Genomic DNA, 20,263 nt, shown 5'->3' with positions numbered 1-20,263 from the left:
CGGCGCTCCGGTCACTCCGGCGGGTCGGTGGCCTGCCGCTGCTGGCGGATCGTCTCCTCGGCCAGTCGCTCGATCGCGCGTCGGCGTTCGTCGGCGATGGCCCGCTCGTCCCGGCGGCGGAACGCGGTGAAAACGGCCACCACGAAGTCCCGCCAGATGCCGGCCACGGTGTCCCCCTGCGGAACGTTGCCCGAACTCAAACGTAGCTCCGCGAAACCACAGTCGGTCAGCGCGTGCTTCCGGTCGTCGGGAGGGCCGCGGCGGGGTAAGAAGGGGCTGGTATCTCCGCACATCGGAAGGACGCGTCCCCATGACCCTGGAACGACCGATCGCCCCGGACCCGTACGAGCTGCTGCCGACGCTGCCCTCGTTCACGCTGACGAGTGACGACGTGCAGAACGGCGAGCCGATGGACGCCCGGCACGCGCATGGCAGCACCGGGGGCGACAACGTCTCGCCGCAGCTGGCCTGGTCGGACTTCCCCGCCGAGACGAAGAGCTTCGCGGTGACCTGCTACGACCCCGACGCGCCGACGGGCAGCGGTTTCTGGCACTGGGTGCTGGTGAACGTGCCGGCCAGCGTCACCCAGTTGCCCACCGGCGCCGGTGGCGCGGCGGGCACCGACCTCGGTGGAGCGTTCTCGGTCCGCAACGACTACGGCGAGCAGGGGTACGGCGGGTCGGCGCCGCCGCCCGGTGACCGCCCGCACCGGTACGTCTTCGCGGTGCACGCCCTGGACGTCGATCGCCTGGACCTGACGCCGGACGCCACGCCCGCCTACGTCGGCTTCAACCTGACGTTCCACACCCTGGCCCGAGCGGTGATCCGCCCGACCTACCAGATCAAGGAGTAACCCCCGCCCCAGCTCCCGCGATCTTGCACTTACTGTCCCGACATCCCTGACCTAACAGGCATAAGGGCGACAGAAAGTGCAAGATCGGCGGGGGAGGGCGGGGCGGGGCCGGGGGTGGGTGGGGTGGGTCAGGCTGGGACGCGGGCCACGGCGAAGACGGACTGGCCGAACGGCGGGAGGACGAGCTGCTCGGCGGCCTTGGTGGCGGGCAGGACGAGGGTGTCGTACACCTTGACCATCGGGCCCTCCTTCGGCATCAGCCGGAAGACCTTGGTGGCCATGAAGTAGCCGATCAGCCCGAGCGCGTTGGCGTAGTGCATCTTCTCGACGGTCAGGCCGGCGTCGACCATCGCCGCCCCGAGCGTCTTCTTCGTGTAGCGGCGGACGTGCCCGGTGGCGATGTCGGCCGGGCCCATCGCGAACTGGAACGCGGGCACGATGATGATCACGGCGCCGCCGGGTCGGACCAGGTCGCGCATGCTCTGCAGCGCGCCCACGTGGTCCTCGATGTGCTCCAGGACGTTGTACGAGACGGCGGCGCTGTAGTCGCCCCGGTCGTTGTGCGGCAGCAGCATCTGCCGGACGTCGATGTTCGGACGGCCGGCGAGGCGCTCCTTGAGCTGCACCAGCCGGTCCGGGTCAGCCTCGGTCGCGGTGAACCGAGGAAGCCGCTCGGACCATTCCAGCGCGTAGTCACCGAGGCCGCTGCCGATCTCGATCGGGTCGTCGCCCAGGTACGGCACGGCCAGTTCGATGAACCAGCGACGGTGGTTGACAGCGGTTGCCAGGCCTTCCAGGACCTCGGACTGCACGCGCTGATCCCCAGTGATTTCTGCCATGCGTCGATTCCTCACGATATGAACTCGACCCGTGCCTGGACCGACAGAGTGAATCATCCGCTGGGAGGGCGAAAGAATCGGGGCATCGGGGTGGCCGAATTGTGGTCGGGGGGTGGGTTCGTGATCGGCGGTCGGCGAACCCGGCACATAGTACGGCAGTACCCCGAAACATGTCACGGCGGTGCCATCCGCTGACTACCCTATGAATTGTCATGACTACTCCTGAACCGGACGTGCCCAGCGACAGCGGCGGCCCGGCCGCCGCGTCGTCGGCGGAGGGGGCCTCCGGTGCCGTTCGGCCGTCCCGCAGGGGGATGTGGGCCGATCTGGCCGCTGTGCTGAGCTTCGTGCTGCTCGGCTTCTGGGTCACCGGTCGCCTCTGGCTGGATCCGGGTAGTGGTGTGCGGGACAACCAGTCCGATCAATCGCAGTTTGAATGGATGATGGCCCACGGTGCGCGAGTAGTCACGCACTTTGCGTATCCGTTCCATTCCAATCAGATGAACGTCCCCGACGGCGTGAATCTGATGGCCAATACGTCCGTATTATCCATTTCATTGCCAATGACGCCGATCACCCTGTTGCTCGGGCCGCGGGCGTCATTTCTGACCTTTCTCACCGCCGGCATGATTGCCACCGCCACGGCCTGGTATTTCCTGCTCTCCCGGGTCCTGATCGGCAGCCGGGGGCCGGCGTGGCTGGGCGCCGGCTTCTGCGCGTTCGCGCCGGCCATGGTGTCGCACGCCAATGGGCACCCGAACATCGTGTCGCAGTTCGTCGTCCCGTTGATCATTTGGCGCACGCTGCGACTCGGCGAACCGGGCCGCTGGCTGCGCAACGGGGTCCTCCTCGCGCTGGTCATCGTCTGGCAGGCATTCCTCAACCTGGAGATCCTGCTGATGACCGCGATCGGGCTCGGCGTGGTCGTCGGTGTGCTCGCCCTCGGCCGCACGGATCTGCGATCGCGGGCCCGACCCTTCCTCGCCGGCCTGGCCGTCGCCGCCGGGGTCGCCGGGCTCCTGCTCGCGTACCCCCTCTACGTCCAGTTCTTCGGGCCGGACGCGTACTCCGGGCTGTCCCGCCTGATCCGCGGCTACTCCAGCGACCTGGCCTCGTTCGTCGCGTACTCCCGCGAATCCCTCGCCGGTAGCGCGCGCACCGCCGCCGGCCTGGCCAAGAACCCGACCGAGGAGAACAGCTTCTTCGGTTGGACGCTGGTGGTGCTGGTGGTCGCCCTGGTCTGGTGGCTGCGCCGATCGATCGTGGTGCTCGCGCTGGCCGCGCTCGGGTTGCTCTTCGCGGTGCTCTCGCTGGGCCGGGAGGTCCGCTTCGACAACCGGGGTACGGGTGTGCCAGGGCCCTGGGCGGCGCTGGAGAACCTGCCCATCCTGCACTCGGTGGTGCCGACGCGCTGGGCGTTGGCGATCACCCCGATCGTCGGGCTGCTGCTCGCCTACGGTGCCGAACGGGCCCGCGAGTTGGCCGGCGCGCACCCGGCCGCGCGGGGGCAGGTCCGTTTCGTCACCGCCACCGTGCTCACGATGGCCCTGTTGCCGATCGTCCCCACCCCGCTGCCCGTGGCCCGCCTCGACCCGGTTCCCACCTTCGTGACCAGTGGGGCGTGGCGGCCCTACGTGACCGGTGGGCGCAGTGTGGTGACGCTGCCGTTGCCGGACACCACGTACGCGGCGCCGCTGCGCTGGTCGGCGGCGACCCGGCTGGACATGCCGTTGGCCCGCGGCTACTTCCTCGGCCCGGACACCCGCCCGAACGCCGATCCGCCGAAGGTCGCGCTGTTCGGAGCGCCTCCCCGCCCCACCAGCAGCTTCTTCGCCACCATCCGGCGCACCGGGGCGGTGCCGCCGATCACCCCGCAGACCCGGGTCCGGGCGGTCGACGACCTGCGCTACTGGCGGGCGGGGGTGGTCATCCTCGGGCCACACGAGCACGAGGCCGCGCTGCGCCGGGGGATGACCGAGCTGACCGGGATCCAACCGGTGTTCACCGGTGGCGTGTGGGTGTGGGACGTGCGGTCGTTGACCGACTGAGTGGTGCGGCTGAGCGGTGCGGCTGGGGCCGGCCCGGCTAGCGGACGCAGCAGCCCTGGCAGACCTTCGGCCGGGGGAGGGTGAAGGCCAGGCAGCAGGTGCGGCGCTGCACTGTCGGCTCACCGGTCGGCCCGGGCACCAGCTCGATCAGGTCGGTCAGGTCGAGTGCGCCGAGCAGGGTGTCGATGCTCTGCACGGTGGAGCCGGGCAGACCGTCCGCGGCCCGCAGGATGCCGTGCGCGATGCCGGAGGCGACCGAGCCGAGCAGCGTCCGAGTGCCCACCCGGACCTCGGACTGGATCGCCGTGATGAGCGGCGCCAGGTGGGCGTCGAGCAGTGACGCGCGCAGCGCGGCCAGCAACTCGGCCTCGTCGGCGACGACCCGTACCTCCGGCAGGCCGGCGAGCGCCAGCGGATCGTTCGGCAGCACCGCCACGGTGGTACCCCGGCGCAGGCCCATGGTGAGCAGCTGTCGGTGGTCCTCGAAGTGGATCAGCAGGTCGGCCGGGTCGAGCAGCGGCACCCTCCGGGCGGAGGCCCACCCGAGCACGACCGGCAGCGCGGCCCAGTAGCTGTACGACTTCCAGGCCAGCGCGGCGCAGGCGTGCGGGGTGCCGCCCCAGCGGACGGCGGCGCCGTTCAGCAGCTCCGGCAGTCGGCTGCCGTCGATCAGGGTGGTGGCGGGTGCCCAGCCGAGCTCGTCGTCGACAAGCAGGCCCCGGGCGAGGCCGGGTAGGTCGTCGGTGCCGAACATGGCGCGCAGCGCCGCGGTGACGGGAGCGAGCGGCGTGGTGGCGGCCTCGCGCCGTGGCATCACCGCTGTCACCTGAGTCGTCCCCTGTCTGCGTGACCGAGGAGTGCGCCCCGGCGGACGACAAGTGCCGTCCTGAGCTAAGGCTAGCCTAACCAGACCCTCGACCGTAAGGGAAGCCTCACCTTGGTCACATCCCAGACGTCCAGGTCACCCCGCCTTCGACGGGAGTAGTGCTTCGCGTACTACCCGGAGTCAGTGCTGGGAAACGCCGCCGCACCATCGATCCTCATCGGTGAATTGTCAAGTGGTGTGTCGAAAACATGCCACATGCGTGTGCGCTCGGGCACAGAACGTGAAACTTATATCCCCGGCCACGAGGAAGCTCATGACGACCTCACCCCTCGAACGGGCTGCCGACTCCTTCGCGGCCGAACTCGCCCGGCAACGGACCGGGCGCGGGCTGTCCAAGAAGCAACTGGCCGTCCTGATGGGGTTCGACCCGTCCTACGTGAGCCACGTCGAGGGGCGCCGGCACCGCCCGACCGAGGACTTCGCCCGCCGCGCCGAGGCCGTCCTGGAGGCCAGCGGCGCGATCTGGCAACGCTTCCGGGAGTACGACGACCTACGGCACGCCCGGACGGGTCAGCCGCACCGCGAGCCGTACCTGCCGGGACAGTGGCTGCCACCCGGCACCGGCCTGGTCGTGGAACGGGAGCTGGCCACCCTCACCCACACCGAGGACGGCTACCGGTGCGTCATCCACCGTGAGCTGTACAACGCCGGTACCGAGCCGGTCACCCGCTACCTGGTCCGGGTCGCCGTCGACCGCTACCCGAACGACCCCGGCCGCTCCAACCGGCACCACCGGGAGCACCCCCTCACCTTCGCCGAGCTGCAGATCCAGGCCCATCGAGACGACGGCGGCGGAGACCCGGAGCCGATGCACTGGCGAGCCAAACACGATCGGGACGCGTTCAAGGAGATCTGGCTGCTCTTCGAGAACGGGGAGCGGCGCTTCCCCCTCTACCCGGGCGACCGGGCCACCATCGAGTACGCGTACAGCGTCGGGCCCGAGAAGTGGGGCCCCTGGTTCCAGCGAGCCGTCCGGCTGCCCACCCGGCAACTCGCCGTACGCCTGGATCTGCCTGTGGCGCTCGACCCGCAGGTCTGGGGTGTGGAGACCTCGCTCAGCGCGGAGGAGGGCCCGCTGCGGACGGCGCCGCAGCGTCACGACGAGGGCGACCGGGCGATCTACGACTGGCAGACCGACGACCCACCGTTGAACGCCCGCTACCGGATGCAGTGGCGGTTCCGCGCCCGCCCGGAGAACGAACCGGACACCGTACCCGGCGGCGCCCGGGTCCGACCCAGCGACCGGATGCGCGGCCTCGGCATCGTGCAACGCGGGGCCGACCTGCTCCGTCAGCGCGCCCGCCCGTTCGACCTGCCCGCGGAGGAACATGTCGCCCGGGACGTGGTCGACCGGCTCACCATGGCCCTGGCCCGGCTCGACGAGCTGCACCCGTTCAACAAGGGGGTCGGTGTCGCCGCCCCGCAGTTCGGCATCGACCGGGCGGCGGCCGTGGTCCGGCCCCCCGACCGCTCGGCGGAGCCGGTCGTGCTGCTCAACCCCCGGGTGGTCGACGCCGACCCGGAGACCGACGAGCAGTACGAGGGCTGCCTCTCCTTCTTCGACCACCGTGGTCTGGTGCCCCGGCCGCTGCGCCTGGACGTGGAGCACGCCCAGTGGGACGGCAGCCGCGTCATCACGTCGTTCGAGTTCGGCATGGCCCGGCTGGTCGCACACGAGATCGACCACCTGGAGGGCCGGCTCTACGTCGACCGGATGGCACCCGGCGTGCCGTTGGTGCCGGTGGAGGAGTACCGCGAGACCGGGCACCCCTGGCGCTACTGACCCAGGAAGGGACCGGGGCGCGTGCCCCAGGGGGCAGGGGCACGCGCCCCGGTGTGGGGGGAGGAACGTCTAGAGGTCACCGAAGGTGTCGTAGCGGATGTGCGGCGGCGGCACGTCGTCCGCGGCGAGCACCCGCAGGGCGGACCGGACCATCCGGGCGGCACCGGAGACGTAGCAGTCGTGCGTGGTCCACGGCCCGTACCGGGCCACCACCTCCGGGATGTCGCCCTGCTCGCCGTCGAAGTCCGGGTCCTCACTGCACGCCGCGGTGACCGACAACCACGGGTGTACGGCCACCAACTCCTGCAACCCGGCCAGGCCGTACAGGTCGGCCGCCTGCCGGGCGCCGTAGAAGACGTGCACCCACCGGGTCCGGTTGTAGGTGGCCAACTCCTCCACCAGCGCCTTGATCGGCGCCAGCCCGACGCCACCGGCCACGCAGAGGACGTCCCGTTCCGAGGCGCGGTCCAGGGTCATCGACCCCATCGGCGCCGCCAGGCGCAGCAGGTCACCCGGCCGCACCCGACGCACCAGGGCGCCGGACACCCAGCCGGCCCCCGGAGACCGCACGTGGAACTCCAACACGTTGTCGTCGTTCGGGGCGTTCGCCACGGAGTAGTTGCGCCACACCCGGGGGTGGTAGCGCGGCACCTCCAGGCTCACGTACTGCCCCGCCTGCCAGCGCAGCGGATGCTGCAACGCCCGGCAGGTCAGCACGGCGGTGTCCGGGCCGTACCGCTCATGGGTCAGCACCTCGGCGTGCCAGAACGGCGGGTCGTCGTCGGAGGCGGCGCCGGCCACCATCAGGGCGGCGATAGCCGCGTACGCCTCCCGCCACGCCTGGTCGTACTCCAGGTTCCAGCCGTCGCCGGCGGTGCTGCGCAGCGCGTCCAGCAGCGCGACGCCCATCGTGGCGTAGTGCTGCTCGTCGACGTGGTACTTGCGGTGGTCGCGGCCCAGCGCCCGGAGAAACTCGTCGAAGCTCTCCGGGTCGTCGACCGTGTGGATCGCCGTGATGATCGCTTCGAGTAGGCGGTCGCCCTGGCCGGTCATCTGCACCGGGAAGAGTTGCCGCAGGGCGGGGTCGAGCAGGAACAGCCGAGCGTAGAAGTGACCGCTCAACCGGACCCGGTCGTCCTCGACCAGGGTCCAGCTCTCCTTCAGCAACCGCGCGAGGTTGTCCACGAACGCTCCTTCTCCAGACGGCAACGGATCGGGCGCTCATAGAATCTCCACGGAGAGTGTCTACTGGTCGCACAGAATGTGCGATCGGCTCATGGTGGCCGGTCGGCCATGTCACCGGCGCCGCACGTCGGGCAGAGTGGTGCGGTGACCGTTGAGCTGACCCGCCCGGTGTCCCGCCGACTGCTGGGCACCGAGACGCTGCTGGTCCTCGGCCTCTCCCTCGGCCAGTCCGCGATCTACGCGGTGGTGTCGATCATCGCGAAGCTGACCGCCGACGGTCCCCTCTCCAAGCAGACCGCCTCGCTGAACACCTCGGCGTCGGCCCGCCCCTGGCTGGACCTCACGTACCAGCTGCTCGGCATCGTGTTCGCGCTGCTGCCGGTGCTGCTCGCCGTACACCTGCTCAGCCGTGACCCCGGCGACCCGGCGCGGACCCTCGGCCTGGACGCCCGACGGCCCGGTCAGGACGTGGCGCGCGGAGCCGGCCTGGCGGCGCTGATCGGCCTACCCGGGCTGGCGCTGTTCTGGGCGGCGGCCCACCTGGGCCTCAACGCCACGCTGGTGCCGGCCGCGCTGCCGCCGGTGTGGTGGGCGGTCCCGGTGCTGATCCTCTCGGCCGTGCAGAACGCCGTGCTGGAGGAGGTGATCGTGGTCGGTTACCTGGTCACCCGGCTGCGCCAGCTCCAGTGGCGGCTGGCCGCGATCATCGCGGCCAGCGCGCTGCTGCGCGGCTCGTACCACCTCTACCAGGGCTTCGGCGCGTTCGTCGGCAACGCGATCATGGGCGTCGTGTTCAGCCTCTTCTACCTGCGCACCCGGCGGGTGATGCCGCTGGTCATCGCGCACACCCTGCTCGATGTCTTCGCCTTCGTCGGCTACGCGCTGCTGCCCCGAGAGTGGTTCGACTGGCTCTGACCGGTCAGCGCCGGTCGGGTCGGTAGACGGCCACCGTTCGGGCCGCGAGCCGGTCCGCCGCCGCCGCGTCCCCGAGCGCTGCCGCGAGCACCGCCGCACCCGGCAGCAACCGGGCCACCAGCCGCAACGCCACCCAACCGCCGGCCTGCGCCGTCAGCGGGGCGGCCAACCGCCAGGCCGCCTCCGCCGCCCGTGGCCACGCCCCCTCGACCGGCTCGCCCGCCGTCTCGGCGGCGGCCAGGGCCGCCGCCGCGCTCGCCCGATCCGGGTGCACCTGGGTCAACACCAGCAGGTCGACGGCCCGGTCGGGATGCGTCGGATCCTTGCCGTACGCGGCGGCCAGGTGCAGCACCAGCTCCGAGTGCGTCCACAGCACCGCCCCCAACTCGGCCAGCGGCGCGAAGAAACCAGCCAGCGCGGCGGTGGCCCCACCCGCACCCGCCGAGCGGACGAACCGCCGGGTCGCCAACCGGGCCAGGCCGTCCGCGGAAGCGTCCGGATACCGGGTGCGCAACCCCGCGGCCCAGCCGGCCGCGCCGGGCCCGAGCGCCCGCACCGCGGCCAGAGCCAACAGCTCCGGCGCGAAGCCGGGGTGGTCGAGCACGCGCGCGGCGACCGCGCGCAGCTCCGATTCCTGGGTACGCCCCAGAGCCGGCTCAGCCAGCCGCGCGGCGGGTGCTACCGGTGCCAGCTGCTGCTCGGTGGGTGCTGTCTGCGGCTCGGCTGGTGGTGTCTGCTGCTCGGCAGGTGGCGTCTGCTGCCCGGCCCCGGGTTCGGGGGCGGGCTTCGTCGGCGTGGTGCTCTTGGTCGGCGTGGTGCGTGGGGTGGCCGCGCGCTTGGTGATCTTTGCGGCCTTGACCGGGGTCGCTGGTGTGGTGGTGCTCTGTGCTTCGGTGGTGCTCGCGGCGTTCGTGCTGCTCGCTGTTTTGCTGGTGCTTGCTGCTTTGGTGGGCCCTGCGGCGCGTTTCCGGGGTGCTGGCGTGGCCGGGGTCACCTCGGTGGGCGTCTCGGTCGCCTTCCGGGGAGCAGCCTTGCGAGCGGGGGTGGTCCGGGCCTTCGGCGGTGTCGGTGCGACGCCTGTTGCGGAGCCTGGTTGGTCGACGTCCGGCTGCGCTGGCTGCTCCGCATCTGCCTCGGAGGTCAACTCGGTCGGTGCGCGTCGAGGCTGTCGAGGCAGAGGGTGGTCCGGCTCCGGTGGCTGGAAGAGCACCGCCGGGGCGGCCTTGGCCCGTCGAGGGCGCTGGCTCGCCGGGGCGGCTGCCGGCGGTGCCGCCGCCCCAGGCTCCACCGTCTCGGTGGGCTCGTCGGCCACGATCGGCGGCCGGAAGGTGGCCCGTGGGGAGCGCCGACGCGCTCGTTCAGCAGGCTCTCGACTTGTCGACTCGCTGGGCGGCTGCTCCTGCATATCGATGGAGCGTAGTCCCGATCACGCCGGCGCACAGCGTTGAAACACGGGCGCCGGCGGGCCCCGGTGGGCATACCCCGGAAGTCGTTTTGCTCCCGGTGGGTGGCGACCTGTATCCTCGGGCGCGGTGGTCTGAGGATCACCAGGGAGACTTCGCCTAGTCTGGTCTATGGCGCCGCACTGCTAATGCGGTTGGGGTCTTAAAGCCCCTCCCGGGTTCGAATCCCGGAGTCTCCGCGCGAAAGCCGGGTGTGTACACTGGCTGAGCACAAGCGCCCGTAGCTCAATGGATAGAGCATCTGACTACGGATCAGAAGGTTAGGGGTTCGAGTCCCTTCGGGCGCACTAGCACCACCAGGCAATATATATAAGCATCACTGACCTTCAGGGGCCTGTGGGGCACGTGTGGGTCACATCTGTGACCCACACGAAGAGCCTGGTTGAGCGGCGCTGACCTGCGGTTTCAGGCCTGGCGCGCAGCGGATTCGCGTTCGGACGATGCGGATCCGCCCTTTCGCGTTGCCTTGATGATCCATTCGGCTGATGATCCCGGTTTGGCTGCCGCCTAGCCTGTCCCGGTGTCGTGGGGGATGAATGGCTAGGGCCAACGAGGCGGGCCTGGTGTACCGGCGGTGTGGCTGTAGGTGCGAGCAGTCCGGTCGGCAGCTGGGCGTGCGGTGCGCGCGTCTCGACGAGGTCGATCACGGCCGTTGGTACTTCGCCGTGCAGATGACCGGTGTAGACGAACGACGTGTCCGGGTACGTCGCGGAGGTTTCGCCAGCCGGGCGGACGCCGAGCGGGCCTGCTTTGCGCTGCGGGAGAAGCCAGGGCACGAGGCGGCCGGCATGTGGACGCTGAAGCGTTGGCTGGAGTTCTGGCTGTCGGACAACGAGGGGCGGCTTCGTCCCACGACCATGCTCAGCTACCGCGGCATCGTGACCGACTACCTCATTCCGCAGCTCGGTCACCTGCAGATGCGCAAGCTGCGCACCCGCGACGCCCAGCGGGCAATGGACCGGATCTCGCATCGCCACGTCCGGGGTGGACGGCTGATCTCCTCAGGCACGCTAAACGGCATCCGGGCGGTGCTGCGCAGCGCATTGTCCTCGGCGCGGCGACAGGGCGTGATCGACCGCAATCCCGGCCGAGGACTGCGGCTGCCGAACGGGGCGCGCCCACGGGCGGTGGTCTGGGACGCCGAGCGGGAGAAGGCTTGGAACAACACGGGGGTGCGCCCTCGGGTGGCGGTTTGGGGTCTGCATCAGGTCGGCCAGTTTCTGGAGTCCGTGCAGACCGATCCGCTGTTCGCGTTGTGGTGGCTGGTGGCGTTGCGCGGGCCGCGCCGGGGTGAGGTCGCCGGGTTGCGCTGGGAGGACATCAACCTGGTGGACGGCGAATTCACCATCCGGGAACAGGTGGTCGTCGTGCGGGGCGTGGAGCGGTTGGGTCCGCCGAAGTCCGCGGCTGGCGTACGGACGTTGGCGCTGGACGACTTCAGCGTGCGGCTGCTGACGGATCTGTGGCACCGGCAGCGCCGACGGTTCGGCCGGGTCGACCCGAAGCAGCGGGTGTTCCTGCAAGAGAACGGGCGGCCCGTGCGTCCCGACTGGCTGACCCGCCGCTTCGCCAAGCTGGTCAAGGAACTGGATTTGCCGCCGGTGCGGCTGCATGACCTGCGCCACGGCGCCGCGGGGATCGCCTCAGCCGCCGGGGTGGACCTGAAGCAGATCCAGGAGGACATGGGTCACCACACCCCGTTGACCACCATCGAGACCTACATCTGCGTGTTCAAGCAGATGGCCAAGAAGGCGGTACGGGCGTCGGCCGAGCTGCTCCTGCAGCATGTACGGGTCAGGGCTTCCCTAGCGGGGGCGTACCAGGCCTGACTGGCCGGGAGCCTCGCCGTGCTGACCTACCCGTCCGCGGTCGCGCTGTCCAGCCGCATCCTGAACCACCTGGCCGACCTCATCCCCGCCGAACGCCTCCGGCGCCAAGGCCGGTGGCGGCGCCTCGACGCCGGCCAGCAGGCCCTACTCGCCCTGGCCCATCTGCGTAACGGTGACCCAACGCCCGTCTGGCCCGCGGCTTCGAGGTCAGCGTCACGACGGCTTGGCGGTACGTCAGGGAAGCCATCGACCTGCTCGCCGCACATGCCGAGGACCTGACCGCGGCCATACGGCGCATCGCCCGGCTCGCGTGCGCGAGCCTCGACGGCACCCTGATCCCGATCGACCGAGTCGCGGACCCGAGGCCGTACTACTCCGGAAAGCACCAGCGGCACGGAGTCAATGTGCAGGTCATCGTGGACTGCAAGGGACGCCTCATCTGGGCCTCGCCGCCCTGCCGGGCGCCGTGCACGACCTGACCGCCGCCCGCACCCACGGCCTGATCGACGCGCTGATCAGCGCGAACGTGATGACCTTCGCCGACAAGGCGTACCAAGGCACCGGCGGCAGCATCCGCACGCCCTTCAAGCGCCGCCGTCATCGGCCGCTACTGTCCCGCTAGCAGAGGGCCGCCAACCGGCACCACGGCAAGATTCACGCTGTCGGCGAACGTGCCGTCGCCACCCTCAAGGACTGGAAGATCCTGGCCAAGCTTCGCTGTGTCCCCGACGCGCCACCGCGATCGTCAAGGCCATCCTTGCTCTACATAACGGCCCGACTAGCCAAAACCCACGATGAAAGCGCTCATTGGTGCAGCCGCCCGGCATGGACAAGGTGATCGACGAAAGCCAGTGCAGTGGACCGCTACTCGATCAGTCAACCAGTGGGGGTGAACGCTACCTGTGGTGATGCCACTAGACTAGACTAGAGGCTTTAATCCGGAACACGTTGGACGTCTCTACAACTGTGGGAGGAAACGACCGTGGGCTTGTCCGGCAAGAATTGCCCTGATTGTGGTCGACGTGTGAGCGAGTCGTTCCGAGAGACAATCACCGGTCGTGAGGTTTGTCCTGACTGCGCTACCGCCTTGACCATGGGCTCAGCCGCCGGGGCCATCACCGGGAGCATCGGGTCAGGATTTGGAGTATGGGGAATGCTCATGCGTAGGATCCGCCGCTCAAAGTGATTCTTTGGCCATCGCTCAAATCGGCCAGCTCCCCTCAGAGCGTCAAGGGAGCGATACCTTTGGGCGTTTGACCGGTCGTGCGCGCTGGACGATCCAACTCTGTCATCGCTGACGGTACCAGCCGGCCCGGCGCAGCGGCCTATTGCAACAGGCTAGAAGGTCGCCGGGCCGGGCCGCCAGAACCAAAGAATTAACCAGGTGTCTAACTGCGGGCCCGCGTATGAGGGCAATCAACTCTCTTCTGATTCAATTGGACTACGCCTCATGCCTCGCAGAGAATAGATAACGCTCCCCGCCGAGAAGACCATTGTTGAGACGACGGGGTGATAGGCGCCATTCTGGTATTCCGAATACGTGGCGCCGACCGCAGCCGGAGACATTTCAATCGCAAGATTTAGCATTACCAACAGTCCGACCGGCAACCAGTACAAATCTCCGAAGCCGACCACGCATACCTGAGTCAATCCGAGAATGAAGAGCGAGTTCCAGAGCAGGCTACGACCGCCTGGACCGGTGGCGACAGGAAGTAAGGAGAGAAGGCCGACTGTGTTTTGCAGAAGGGCCAGTTTCAATCGGTATACACCTGTAAACCTGGCTGCCGCTGGCGTGAAATCCTGCCACCGATTAAGTAGTCCCAGACCAACAACCAACCCTAGGACTGCCGGAAAGCACACCGAGAGGGGTATGGCTTTGGTGCCGAGAGGCAGTTCCACCGTGACATGTCCCCAAGCCGGCAGCAGCCACGCCGAAACGAGAGAGCACATGGCAATGGTTCCGACGTTATTTGCCTTGCAGTATAAGGCCGCCGCTTGCGCCCTAGAGTGGAGGTTTGATCGCATCTAGGGTGCACTCTCGCAGACTGTGGAAAGTTGCTACGAGCCATTCGTTAGCGAAAACGCTGTTGGCCCATGCATTCTCGGCGCTGCCTGTGGGGGCAGGGAATTCGGCGATGCCGACCCGATCTCGCACAAGGTCCGCGACTAAGGCTCTCGCCGCCAGCGCGTCTTTCGGAGGAAAATCGCCATAGTACTCGTCGCAAGCTGCCGGGGTCGACAGATAGTCCGATACAGTTGCCGGGTCAACCTTTCCGACATTTACAGCGTCAACGGTCATATACATGACACCCTGACCTTTGTTTGCCCGAAGTCGGGGATGCTCCTGCGCATAGGTGGCTGGTAGCTTGACGCCTATCGCTTGCAGGACATCTGCTTGGCGCTGCATCTCCTTAGCTAAGGGAGCAAGCTGTCGAGTAGTGCCCTCTAGCATGCATACTTCGGGGCCGGTTCCAGCGCAAATATACCGCGGGGCACTTGCAGACACTCTAAAGCGCTCGTCACCCACAAACTCGAGTGAAACGTATGCAAGCAATGAAATGATCAGCGACAAACTAAGAACGGCGACGTGAGACCGGCCCACAACGGACGTAAACAGGGCCATCACGATTAGCACCAACAATGCAGACAGCGCGACCAGGAATGCCGCGACGATCAAGACCGCACCCGAGTTGACCTCGAGACCGACTACCGAGCCGGTCACTCCACCAACCCTGAAAACATTGGCTACAGCGCCCGTGGCAGCCAGATAAGTTAGGGCGAACGTTCCGATGATAGCAACTGGCACTGCCGCGATAGTAGGAATCAGGACCGCGATAATGCCTCCCACAGCGGTGAAGGCGGCGAGCACCATGGGACCGAGAATTAGGAGAAGGTAGGGGAAGGAACCAGTCGGCGAGGTCGACCATGTCAACCCAACGCCAACTATCATGACGGCCACGTGCACGCATGTTGCAACCACCCAAACGGCAGCCATTGCGTGGAGCGGCAAGTATAGGCCATTTGGTAGCGACCTGGACAATCCTTGCCAATCGGGCTTATTTACCCGCCGAATCTCGTATGCCGCCAAGCCGGCAGCTAGGGGACCGGACAGAATCGTACTTCCATTAACCCAATCAACCGTCCACGCCCATTCCCCCTGCCACGGAAGGCCCCGGTTGAAGAGCGCAAGTAGTCCTACTCCAAGCAAGGCTACCGAGGCCTTGATGGAAGTTCCGCGGATGAGCCAGTTCAGGACAGCCATCAGGAGACGCTCCCTGCACTGGATATCGCCCTTAGAAAGGCAGACTCCGCTCGATTCTCGCCCGCTTTGCTTTCGACTGTTTCGAGAAGAGAATCGAGCGAGTTGTTGAACACCACTCTACCCGCGTGCAATATCACAATGCTCTCTGTTAGCGCCTCGATGTCTTCCATCAGGTGGCTGCTAAGTACGACGGTCCTGGAATCAGCGAGGTTCTTGATAAGGCTACGGATATTGACACGCTGCTCGGGATCGAGGCCAGTGGTTGGCTCGTCCAGGAGCAGGACATCCGGTTTAGATACAAGCGCTTGCGCCAAGCCGACTCGGCGTAGCATCCCACCCGACAAGTCCGATATCCGGGCGTCGCTTTTAGTAGTCAGTCCGACTTCCTCTAAAACCGTAGTGCTGCTGGTGCGAGCTTCCCGCCAAGAAAGGCCTCGAAGATATCCGAGATACTCGACGAACTCATGAACCCGGAAGTTCCGTGGATAGGCAAACCGCTGCGGCATCAAGGCGACATGAGTCAGCCCTTTGCGACGGGCTGACCGGCTATACAGGTCCCATTCCTTGAGCTTTACCTCACCATCGGAGGGCTTAAGCGCGCCTGCTGCGATGGAGAGCAGGGTGGTTTTTCCTGCGCCATTTACACCAACTAAACCTGTGATGCCGCGGCCGAAATCGAGATTAACACCTTCGAGCACAGGATTCTGCCCATAGCTGTGCCCAACATTACTGATGTTTAGCAAATTGGTACTCCCGCCGCGAACCCTGAGCCCTGAAAGGGCCCAGGGTTCGTTCAGCTAGCTAGGTTGGTCTTACTCAGTAGTCGAACGTCGGGAGGTACGTACCTGAACACGGGTCGCCGGCAAGGGTGTGATCCTCACAGACCTTGACTGATCCGCGCGCCTTCTCGCCCTGGCTGGCGAGAGGCCAGTAGATCGACTGGTCAGACCATGAGCCCGACGTGGTGTGGTTAGTTTCGTCCCCACCATGCGAATTGAAGCCCGTAACGCAGTTCGGGTTGCAAGTGGTGTAGTAGAAGGAGAAACTTGTCGCGACGTAAACGGACTGCCCGCCGGTCTTCATGTCCTTCTGCCAGGAACGGCTTCGAGCGTTAGTTCCGGTGTTGGTGAAGTCGCCGTAGCCAGCCGCCTGGGCGACACCGTCTTCGGAAGCGTACGCGGGACTAGACGCACTTGCCCAAGTAACGGCCATAGCCGGAGTAGCGAGCGAGAGCGCTCCGACGGTGAGCGCTGCGCCAGCGAGCAGCCGGATAGAGTTTTTCAATTGTTCCTCCGCTTCCTGCAACGGCGCCAACCACGAGAGCGCGAGAGCGCGAGTTCGTTATCAATCCATTATGACTGATGTGAGTGCCACTCTTTCGTGTCGGCGCAGATCGATTTATAGACCTTACAACGCCGTTTCTTGAAGATCAATATGTAACTTTGCGCATAGGAAATTGCATCTTGCAAGCTTGGATTTCGTCGTGATTTAGATGATTTGCCACGATCAACCTTAACGGAGGGTAGCCGTAGAGCAGCTATCTGGCGTGACCCTCGCGCTGCCTAGCACGACGCGCGTCAGAGGGAAAGTCCAACCCTCAGCCGTGAAGCTCCCTGCGCTCGGATCGCCCTCGGCCAGAGCGAGGGTCGCCTCGTCCAGCCCGGAACGCAGCGGGCGTACAGTTTGGTAGCGGCTCGCGCAAGCGGCCGACTAGCACTTCGCCGCACTTGGTGGAGTTGAGGTCTTCGCTGGTGGCGGACGCTTTAGCGCGATACTGACTTTAGCGTCGCCATCGCGACCATCGATGGATGTAGTCGAGGCGTCGGACGGCGGTGGTCAGGCACTGCGGATATTCAGGAGCGCCGAGTCCAATGATGGCATTCATTTGGGCACGGCATCCAAAGGCAGCCAATGTGCGCGAGCCGAGCATCGTCCGATTTGGCTTACATCGGCGTACCGGATTCCGATGCTGGCTGCCGCGCGGCGGCGACGAGCCTGTCGCGCAGTGCGGTCAGCTGGTCCTTGCTGGCCTCGTAGTCGTTCGCGATTCTGCTGCCGCCGTGCATGAGGTTCCAGACTCGCCCGTCGATGTCGTACGCGCGATCTGTGATCGCTGTGGCGATCTCGCCAACATCTGGAGAGCTGGCGCTGCAGGGTCGTGTTGGCCGAGAAAAGGGCGGTCCACGCTAGCCAATAGTGATCCTTCTTCTCGGCCAACATCTCAACCGGATCGCTGCCCGCCTTGCTGGCGCCGCGCTTGGCCCAAGCCATCTCCTCGGTCACCATGACATAGATGTCGAGACAGGCGAGGAACGACGCGCTGGCCCCCCCCGGTGCGCGTCGCGCTGCGCGGCGGCTCGCTGCGACTGCGCCAGGCTCCGTTGAGATCGGTCGTTCACGAGAGCACCATGCACTGCGCCGCCAACTCCGATTGCAGCTGCGAGTACGACAGCCGCCGCGGCGATCACCTCTGCAATCATTGACGCATTTGATCACGGCCGGCAATGCATCGCTGTCCCGTCCGCGGCGCTTTCTAGGCGACCCGCGTCGACTACTCGTTCGCGCTGTAACAACCCGCGATGCGGATGGCTATTCTTCGACGAGAACAGGACTGTCGACGTGCAACCTCGCGACCTGCCCCCAACACGCGGACAGTGGTGATTAATAGCAGCGGACACGCCCGGCCACATCAATCAGTCCTGACCGTCCGGTAGCTGCGGCGCCGGGTCACCCGCGTCCGCCGTTCGTCCCGCATCCGCTCACGACTCGCCGTTGAGCGGTGCTGTGGCTCAGAGGTGACGGTCGGACCCCGCCGATTGGTGTCGCGGGTGCGCTCAATCTGCATCATGACTGCGGCGCCAGGCTTGCTGGCGGCGATGAGGTAGGCGGCGGTGGCTTCGGCGGCGTCGCGTGCGGTGGCGGGTAGGACGGCGGTGTAGATGTCGGCAGTGAGCCGGATGGTGGCGTGCCCGAGCTGGTCTTGGATCGATTTCATGTCCGCGCCGGCGGCGTGGGCGAGGGTGGCGGCGCCGTGACGCAGGTCGTGTAACCGGATCGGTGGCAGTCCGGCCCGGTCGACGAGGAGGCGCAGGCGTTGGGTGAGATAGCCGGGGTGCAGGGGCAGCCCGTCGGGGCCGGTGAACACGTACCCGCCGTCGTGGCACACCTTCCCCGCGCTGATGCGTCGGGTACGCCGGTCTCGTTGGCTGTTGCGGTGCTGCCGCAGCACCTGCACGGTGTGCTGGTCGAGGGCGACGGTGCGGCGGCTGGCCGCGGATTTGGGTGGTCCTTCGATGACGTCGTACCCGGCGGTGGTTCGCTGCCGCACCACGGCGAGTTGGCCTTCGTGCAGGTCGACGTCGGCCCACCTCAGGCCGGCGGCCTCACCGCGACGTAGGCCGCGCAGGGCGACCAGCCACCACAGCGGATACAAATTGTCGTCACGGACGTAGTCCAGGAACGCGGCCAGCTGCGCGGCGGTCCACACCGCCACCGTCGGCCGCGCGCCAGTGGCCTTCCACTCGGCGACCCGCGCTTCGGTCCAGACGAGGGCCTGCGGTCGGTCTCGGGCGGGCAGCTCGACCCGGCGGGCCGGGTTGTCGCTGATCAGCCCCTCGCGAACTGCGGCGTTCAGGGCGGCGCGCAGGGTGGTGTGCACGTGGTGCAGGGTGCACGCGGTCTGTGGCTGTCCTGCCCGGTTGCGGGTGACGGCGATCTGCGCGAACGCCGCGTTGAGCTGCCGCCCGGTCAGGTCACCGAGGATGAGCTGCCCGAGGTGCGGGATCAGGAAAGTCTCCACGTCCCGGGTGTAGTGCATCTTGGTCGTCGCGCGGATGCGGGTGCGGGTCGACAGCCAGTACCGCAGCCACCGGGCCAGGGTCCACGACCGGCCCGCCTGCTCCTCACGCGACAACGCCAACAACTCTTCGCGCGCCCGCCGGGCCGCCTGCGCCGACGAGAAACCACCCCGACGCACCCGCTCGACCTGGCCCACCAGGTTCCGGGTGGAGCAGTGGAAGTACCAACTGCCGTGATCGGGCTCCGGCAGTCTCCCGCACGCCTTGCCCAACGGCCGGCGCGTCGCCGGGTTGAGGCAACCACACCGCTTCACAATCGCACCCTGGCTATTCATGTTCTTCGTCCCTTCGGTTTGGCATAGGCAGCAACTTGCCTCAGGAAGGGCGGGAATTCGTAGCAATTAAGCGGGATTTACCGGCATGCGCCGAACTTGTTTGGTAAGGAAGGAGTTGCTTCAGGTGGTGCGGTGCGGTCCCAGGGCCAATGGCAACCGCGTATGAATCTGATTATGGGACCTCGCCTGACTTGTGCGATGTCACACCATGCAGATACGAATTGATCAAATAGTTTGACAAACGACTTCATCGTGTTGCGTCGCTTCTGGCGAGTCGTCCATCAGCGCAAGCGAACCGCAGCCTCCCGCGCGAGGAGTTGCGGGCCGTCGTGCGGCGTCCGGAACGCGGGCGCGAACAGGCCCACACCGGCGGCGCACCAGGTCCACCACAACATGTCGGCGTCGATGGGCAGGCCGGCGGATTGGGCGGTGAGGTAGCCACGGACCGGGTCGAGGATGACATGGGTGATGCTCCAGTCGCGCAGCCAGTCCACGCCGCCGTCGACCATCGGCGCGGGGTGGGTGGTGCTCGTGGGCGTCTTCCTGCTCGTCGGCTTCAACGCCGAACCCCCGGGCGGTCCGATCCTGCTGTTCCCGCTGACCATGGGTGCCACGGTGCTCGGGCTCCTCATGGTGGTGATGCGCGCGCTGCTGCGGCAGGCCACCACGCTGCGCACCGACATGGAAGCGGTGATCTGATGCCCATCGTCGTCCGCATCGATGTCGATCTGTCCAGACCCAAGATGACCGCCGGTGAGTTCGCCGAACGCGTCGGGCTCACGCCGGCCAACGTGGCGGTCCTCAAGAACGGTCGCGCCAAGGCGGTGCGTTTCAGCACCCCTGGAGGCCATGTGCCGGATGCTCGACTGCCAGCGCGGCGACCTGCTCGAATGGGTCAAGGAGGAAACCCCATGAGGTACGTCGCCACCATCCTCGCCGTCGCCCTCGGCGTCGGCGCCGTTGTGGCCGGGGGCGCCGACGACTCGCCCGGCCTCTAACGTCTCGGCGCGCTGCTCGTCGTCGGCGCGGTCGCCTTCGCCATACGCTCGCCCCGACGCGGAACGTGAC

General features: G+C 67.1%; 17 protein-coding genes, 2 tRNA genes and 2 pseudogenes. 10 read left to right on the top strand and 11 right to left on the bottom strand.

What is annotated here, in order from left to right; translation table 11 throughout:
- Nucleotides 1–11: 11 nt before the first annotated feature.
- Entirely contained in the window at nt 12–200 is a 189-nt protein-coding gene (locus tag ACFYL6_RS20670) for a hypothetical protein (RefSeq protein ID WP_387173299.1), read from the bottom strand.
- Between the two features lie 110 nt (nt 201–310).
- Between ACFYL6_RS20670 and ACFYL6_RS20665 the strand changes: the two genes are divergently transcribed.
- Nucleotides 311–853: a YbhB/YbcL family Raf kinase inhibitor-like protein gene (locus ACFYL6_RS20665; RefSeq protein ID WP_387173297.1), complete on the top strand. Its 543-nt coding sequence runs from the start codon at nt 311–313 to the stop codon at nt 851–853.
- A gap of 128 nt (nt 854–981) precedes the next feature.
- Here ACFYL6_RS20665 and ACFYL6_RS20660 read toward each other — a convergent pair whose 3' ends face one another.
- On the bottom strand, nt 982–1,692 hold the full coding sequence (locus ACFYL6_RS20660) for a class I SAM-dependent methyltransferase (RefSeq protein WP_387173295.1): 711 nt from the start codon (nt 1,690–1,692) through the stop codon (nt 982–984).
- 212 nt (nt 1,693–1,904) lie between these two features.
- Here ACFYL6_RS20660 and ACFYL6_RS20655 point away from each other — a divergent pair, with 212 nt between their 5' ends.
- Nucleotides 1,905–3,740 (top strand): hypothetical protein, encoded by a 1,836-nt coding sequence (locus ACFYL6_RS20655; protein ID WP_387173293.1) that lies wholly within the window; start codon nt 1,905–1,907, stop codon nt 3,738–3,740.
- A 37-nt stretch (nt 3,741–3,777) separates the two neighbouring features.
- Here the strand turns inward: ACFYL6_RS20655 and ACFYL6_RS20650 are convergent, their stop codons facing one another.
- Nucleotides 3,778–4,554 carry a hypothetical protein gene (locus ACFYL6_RS20650; protein WP_387173291.1) on the bottom strand — a complete coding sequence of 259 codons (777 nt, stop codon included), beginning with the start codon at nt 4,552–4,554 and terminating at the stop codon, nt 3,778–3,780.
- A gap of 325 nt (nt 4,555–4,879) precedes the next feature.
- On the opposite strand from ACFYL6_RS20650, the gene ACFYL6_RS20645 reads away from it, so the two are divergent.
- Nucleotides 4,880–6,409, top strand: a complete 1,530-nt coding sequence (locus ACFYL6_RS20645) for a peptide deformylase (protein WP_387173289.1) — start codon at nt 4,880–4,882, stop codon at nt 6,407–6,409.
- Between the two features lie 69 nt (nt 6,410–6,478).
- Here ACFYL6_RS20645 and ACFYL6_RS20640 read toward each other — a convergent pair whose 3' ends face one another.
- Nucleotides 6,479–7,594: a globin domain-containing protein gene (locus tag ACFYL6_RS20640; protein WP_387173287.1), complete on the bottom strand. Its 1,116-nt coding sequence runs from the start codon at nt 7,592–7,594 to the stop codon at nt 6,479–6,481.
- A 144-nt stretch (nt 7,595–7,738) separates the two neighbouring features.
- On the opposite strand from ACFYL6_RS20640, the gene ACFYL6_RS20635 reads away from it, so the two are divergent.
- Nucleotides 7,739–8,509: a CPBP family intramembrane glutamic endopeptidase gene (locus ACFYL6_RS20635; RefSeq protein ID WP_387173285.1), complete on the top strand. Its 771-nt coding sequence runs from the start codon at nt 7,739–7,741 to the stop codon at nt 8,507–8,509.
- A gap of 4 nt (nt 8,510–8,513) precedes the next feature.
- Here the strand turns inward: ACFYL6_RS20635 and ACFYL6_RS20630 are convergent, their stop codons facing one another.
- Complete coding sequence (locus ACFYL6_RS20630; RefSeq protein WP_387173283.1) at nt 8,514–9,914, bottom strand: hypothetical protein; 1,401 nt, start codon at nt 9,912–9,914, stop codon at nt 8,514–8,516.
- 146 nt (nt 9,915–10,060) lie between these two features.
- Here ACFYL6_RS20630 and ACFYL6_RS20625 point away from each other — a divergent pair.
- The 4 genes and pseudogenes from ACFYL6_RS20625 (at nt 10,061) to ACFYL6_RS20610 (ending at nt 12,599) form a co-directional block, all read left to right on the top strand.
- Nucleotides 10,061–10,151: transfer RNA gene (locus tag ACFYL6_RS20625), tRNA-Ser, on the top strand.
- A gap of 35 nt (nt 10,152–10,186) precedes the next feature.
- A tRNA-Arg gene (locus ACFYL6_RS20620) sits at nt 10,187–10,259 on the top strand.
- 249 nt (nt 10,260–10,508) lie between these two features.
- Nucleotides 10,509–11,801 (top strand): tyrosine-type recombinase/integrase, encoded by a 1,293-nt coding sequence (locus tag ACFYL6_RS20615; protein ID WP_387173281.1) that lies wholly within the window; start codon nt 10,509–10,511, stop codon nt 11,799–11,801.
- A gap of 18 nt (nt 11,802–11,819) precedes the next feature.
- Nucleotides 11,820–12,599: pseudogene (locus tag ACFYL6_RS20610) on the top strand (transposase family protein).
- Between the two features lie 618 nt (nt 12,600–13,217).
- On the opposite strand, the gene ACFYL6_RS20605 reads toward ACFYL6_RS20610, so the two are convergent.
- The 6 genes from ACFYL6_RS20605 to ACFYL6_RS20580 all read right to left on the bottom strand — a co-directional run bounded on the left by ACFYL6_RS20605 (nt 13,218) and on the right by ACFYL6_RS20580 (nt 19,704).
- On the bottom strand, nt 13,218–13,700 hold the full coding sequence (locus ACFYL6_RS20605) for a hypothetical protein (RefSeq protein WP_387173279.1): 483 nt from the start codon (nt 13,698–13,700) through the stop codon (nt 13,218–13,220).
- 103 nt (nt 13,701–13,803) lie between these two features.
- Nucleotides 13,804–14,673, bottom strand: coding sequence for a hypothetical protein (locus tag ACFYL6_RS20600; protein ID WP_387173277.1), 870 nt, complete (start codon nt 14,671–14,673; stop codon nt 13,804–13,806).
- Between the two features lie 389 nt (nt 14,674–15,062).
- The gene (locus tag ACFYL6_RS20595) at nt 15,063–15,761 is read right to left on the bottom strand and encodes an ABC transporter ATP-binding protein (protein WP_387173275.1); all 699 of its coding nucleotides are present in this window, start codon (nt 15,759–15,761) and stop codon (nt 15,063–15,065) included.
- A 118-nt stretch (nt 15,762–15,879) separates the two neighbouring features.
- A complete protein-coding gene (locus ACFYL6_RS20590) occupies nt 15,880–16,368 on the bottom strand; it encodes a hypothetical protein (protein WP_387173273.1) in 489 nt (162 codons plus the stop codon).
- Nucleotides 16,369–17,752: 1,384 nt separating this feature from the next.
- Nucleotides 17,753–19,174, bottom strand: a complete 1,422-nt coding sequence (locus ACFYL6_RS20585) for a tyrosine-type recombinase/integrase (RefSeq protein WP_387173271.1) — start codon at nt 19,172–19,174, stop codon at nt 17,753–17,755.
- A gap of 302 nt (nt 19,175–19,476) precedes the next feature.
- Complete coding sequence (locus ACFYL6_RS20580; protein ID WP_387173268.1) at nt 19,477–19,704, bottom strand: hypothetical protein; 228 nt, start codon at nt 19,702–19,704, stop codon at nt 19,477–19,479.
- A gap of 13 nt (nt 19,705–19,717) precedes the next feature.
- Between ACFYL6_RS20580 and ACFYL6_RS20575 the strand changes: the two genes are divergently transcribed.
- Both ACFYL6_RS20575 and ACFYL6_RS20570 read left to right on the top strand, forming a co-directional pair.
- Nucleotides 19,718–19,894, top strand: coding sequence for a DUF2975 domain-containing protein (locus ACFYL6_RS20575; protein ID WP_387173266.1), 177 nt, complete (start codon nt 19,718–19,720; stop codon nt 19,892–19,894).
- Nucleotides 19,894–20,110 (top strand): annotated as a pseudogene (locus ACFYL6_RS20570) (helix-turn-helix domain-containing protein). Before ACFYL6_RS20575 ends, ACFYL6_RS20570 begins: the two are co-directional and overlap by 1 nt.
- Nucleotides 20,111–20,263 lie beyond the last annotated feature (153 nt).

Source organism: Micromonospora sp. NPDC007208, from assembly GCF_042869175.1.
Classification (GTDB): domain Bacteria; phylum Actinomycetota; class Actinomycetes; order Mycobacteriales; family Micromonosporaceae; genus Micromonospora; species Micromonospora foliorum.
This window is presented reverse-complemented; position numbering and strand designations above follow the sequence as displayed.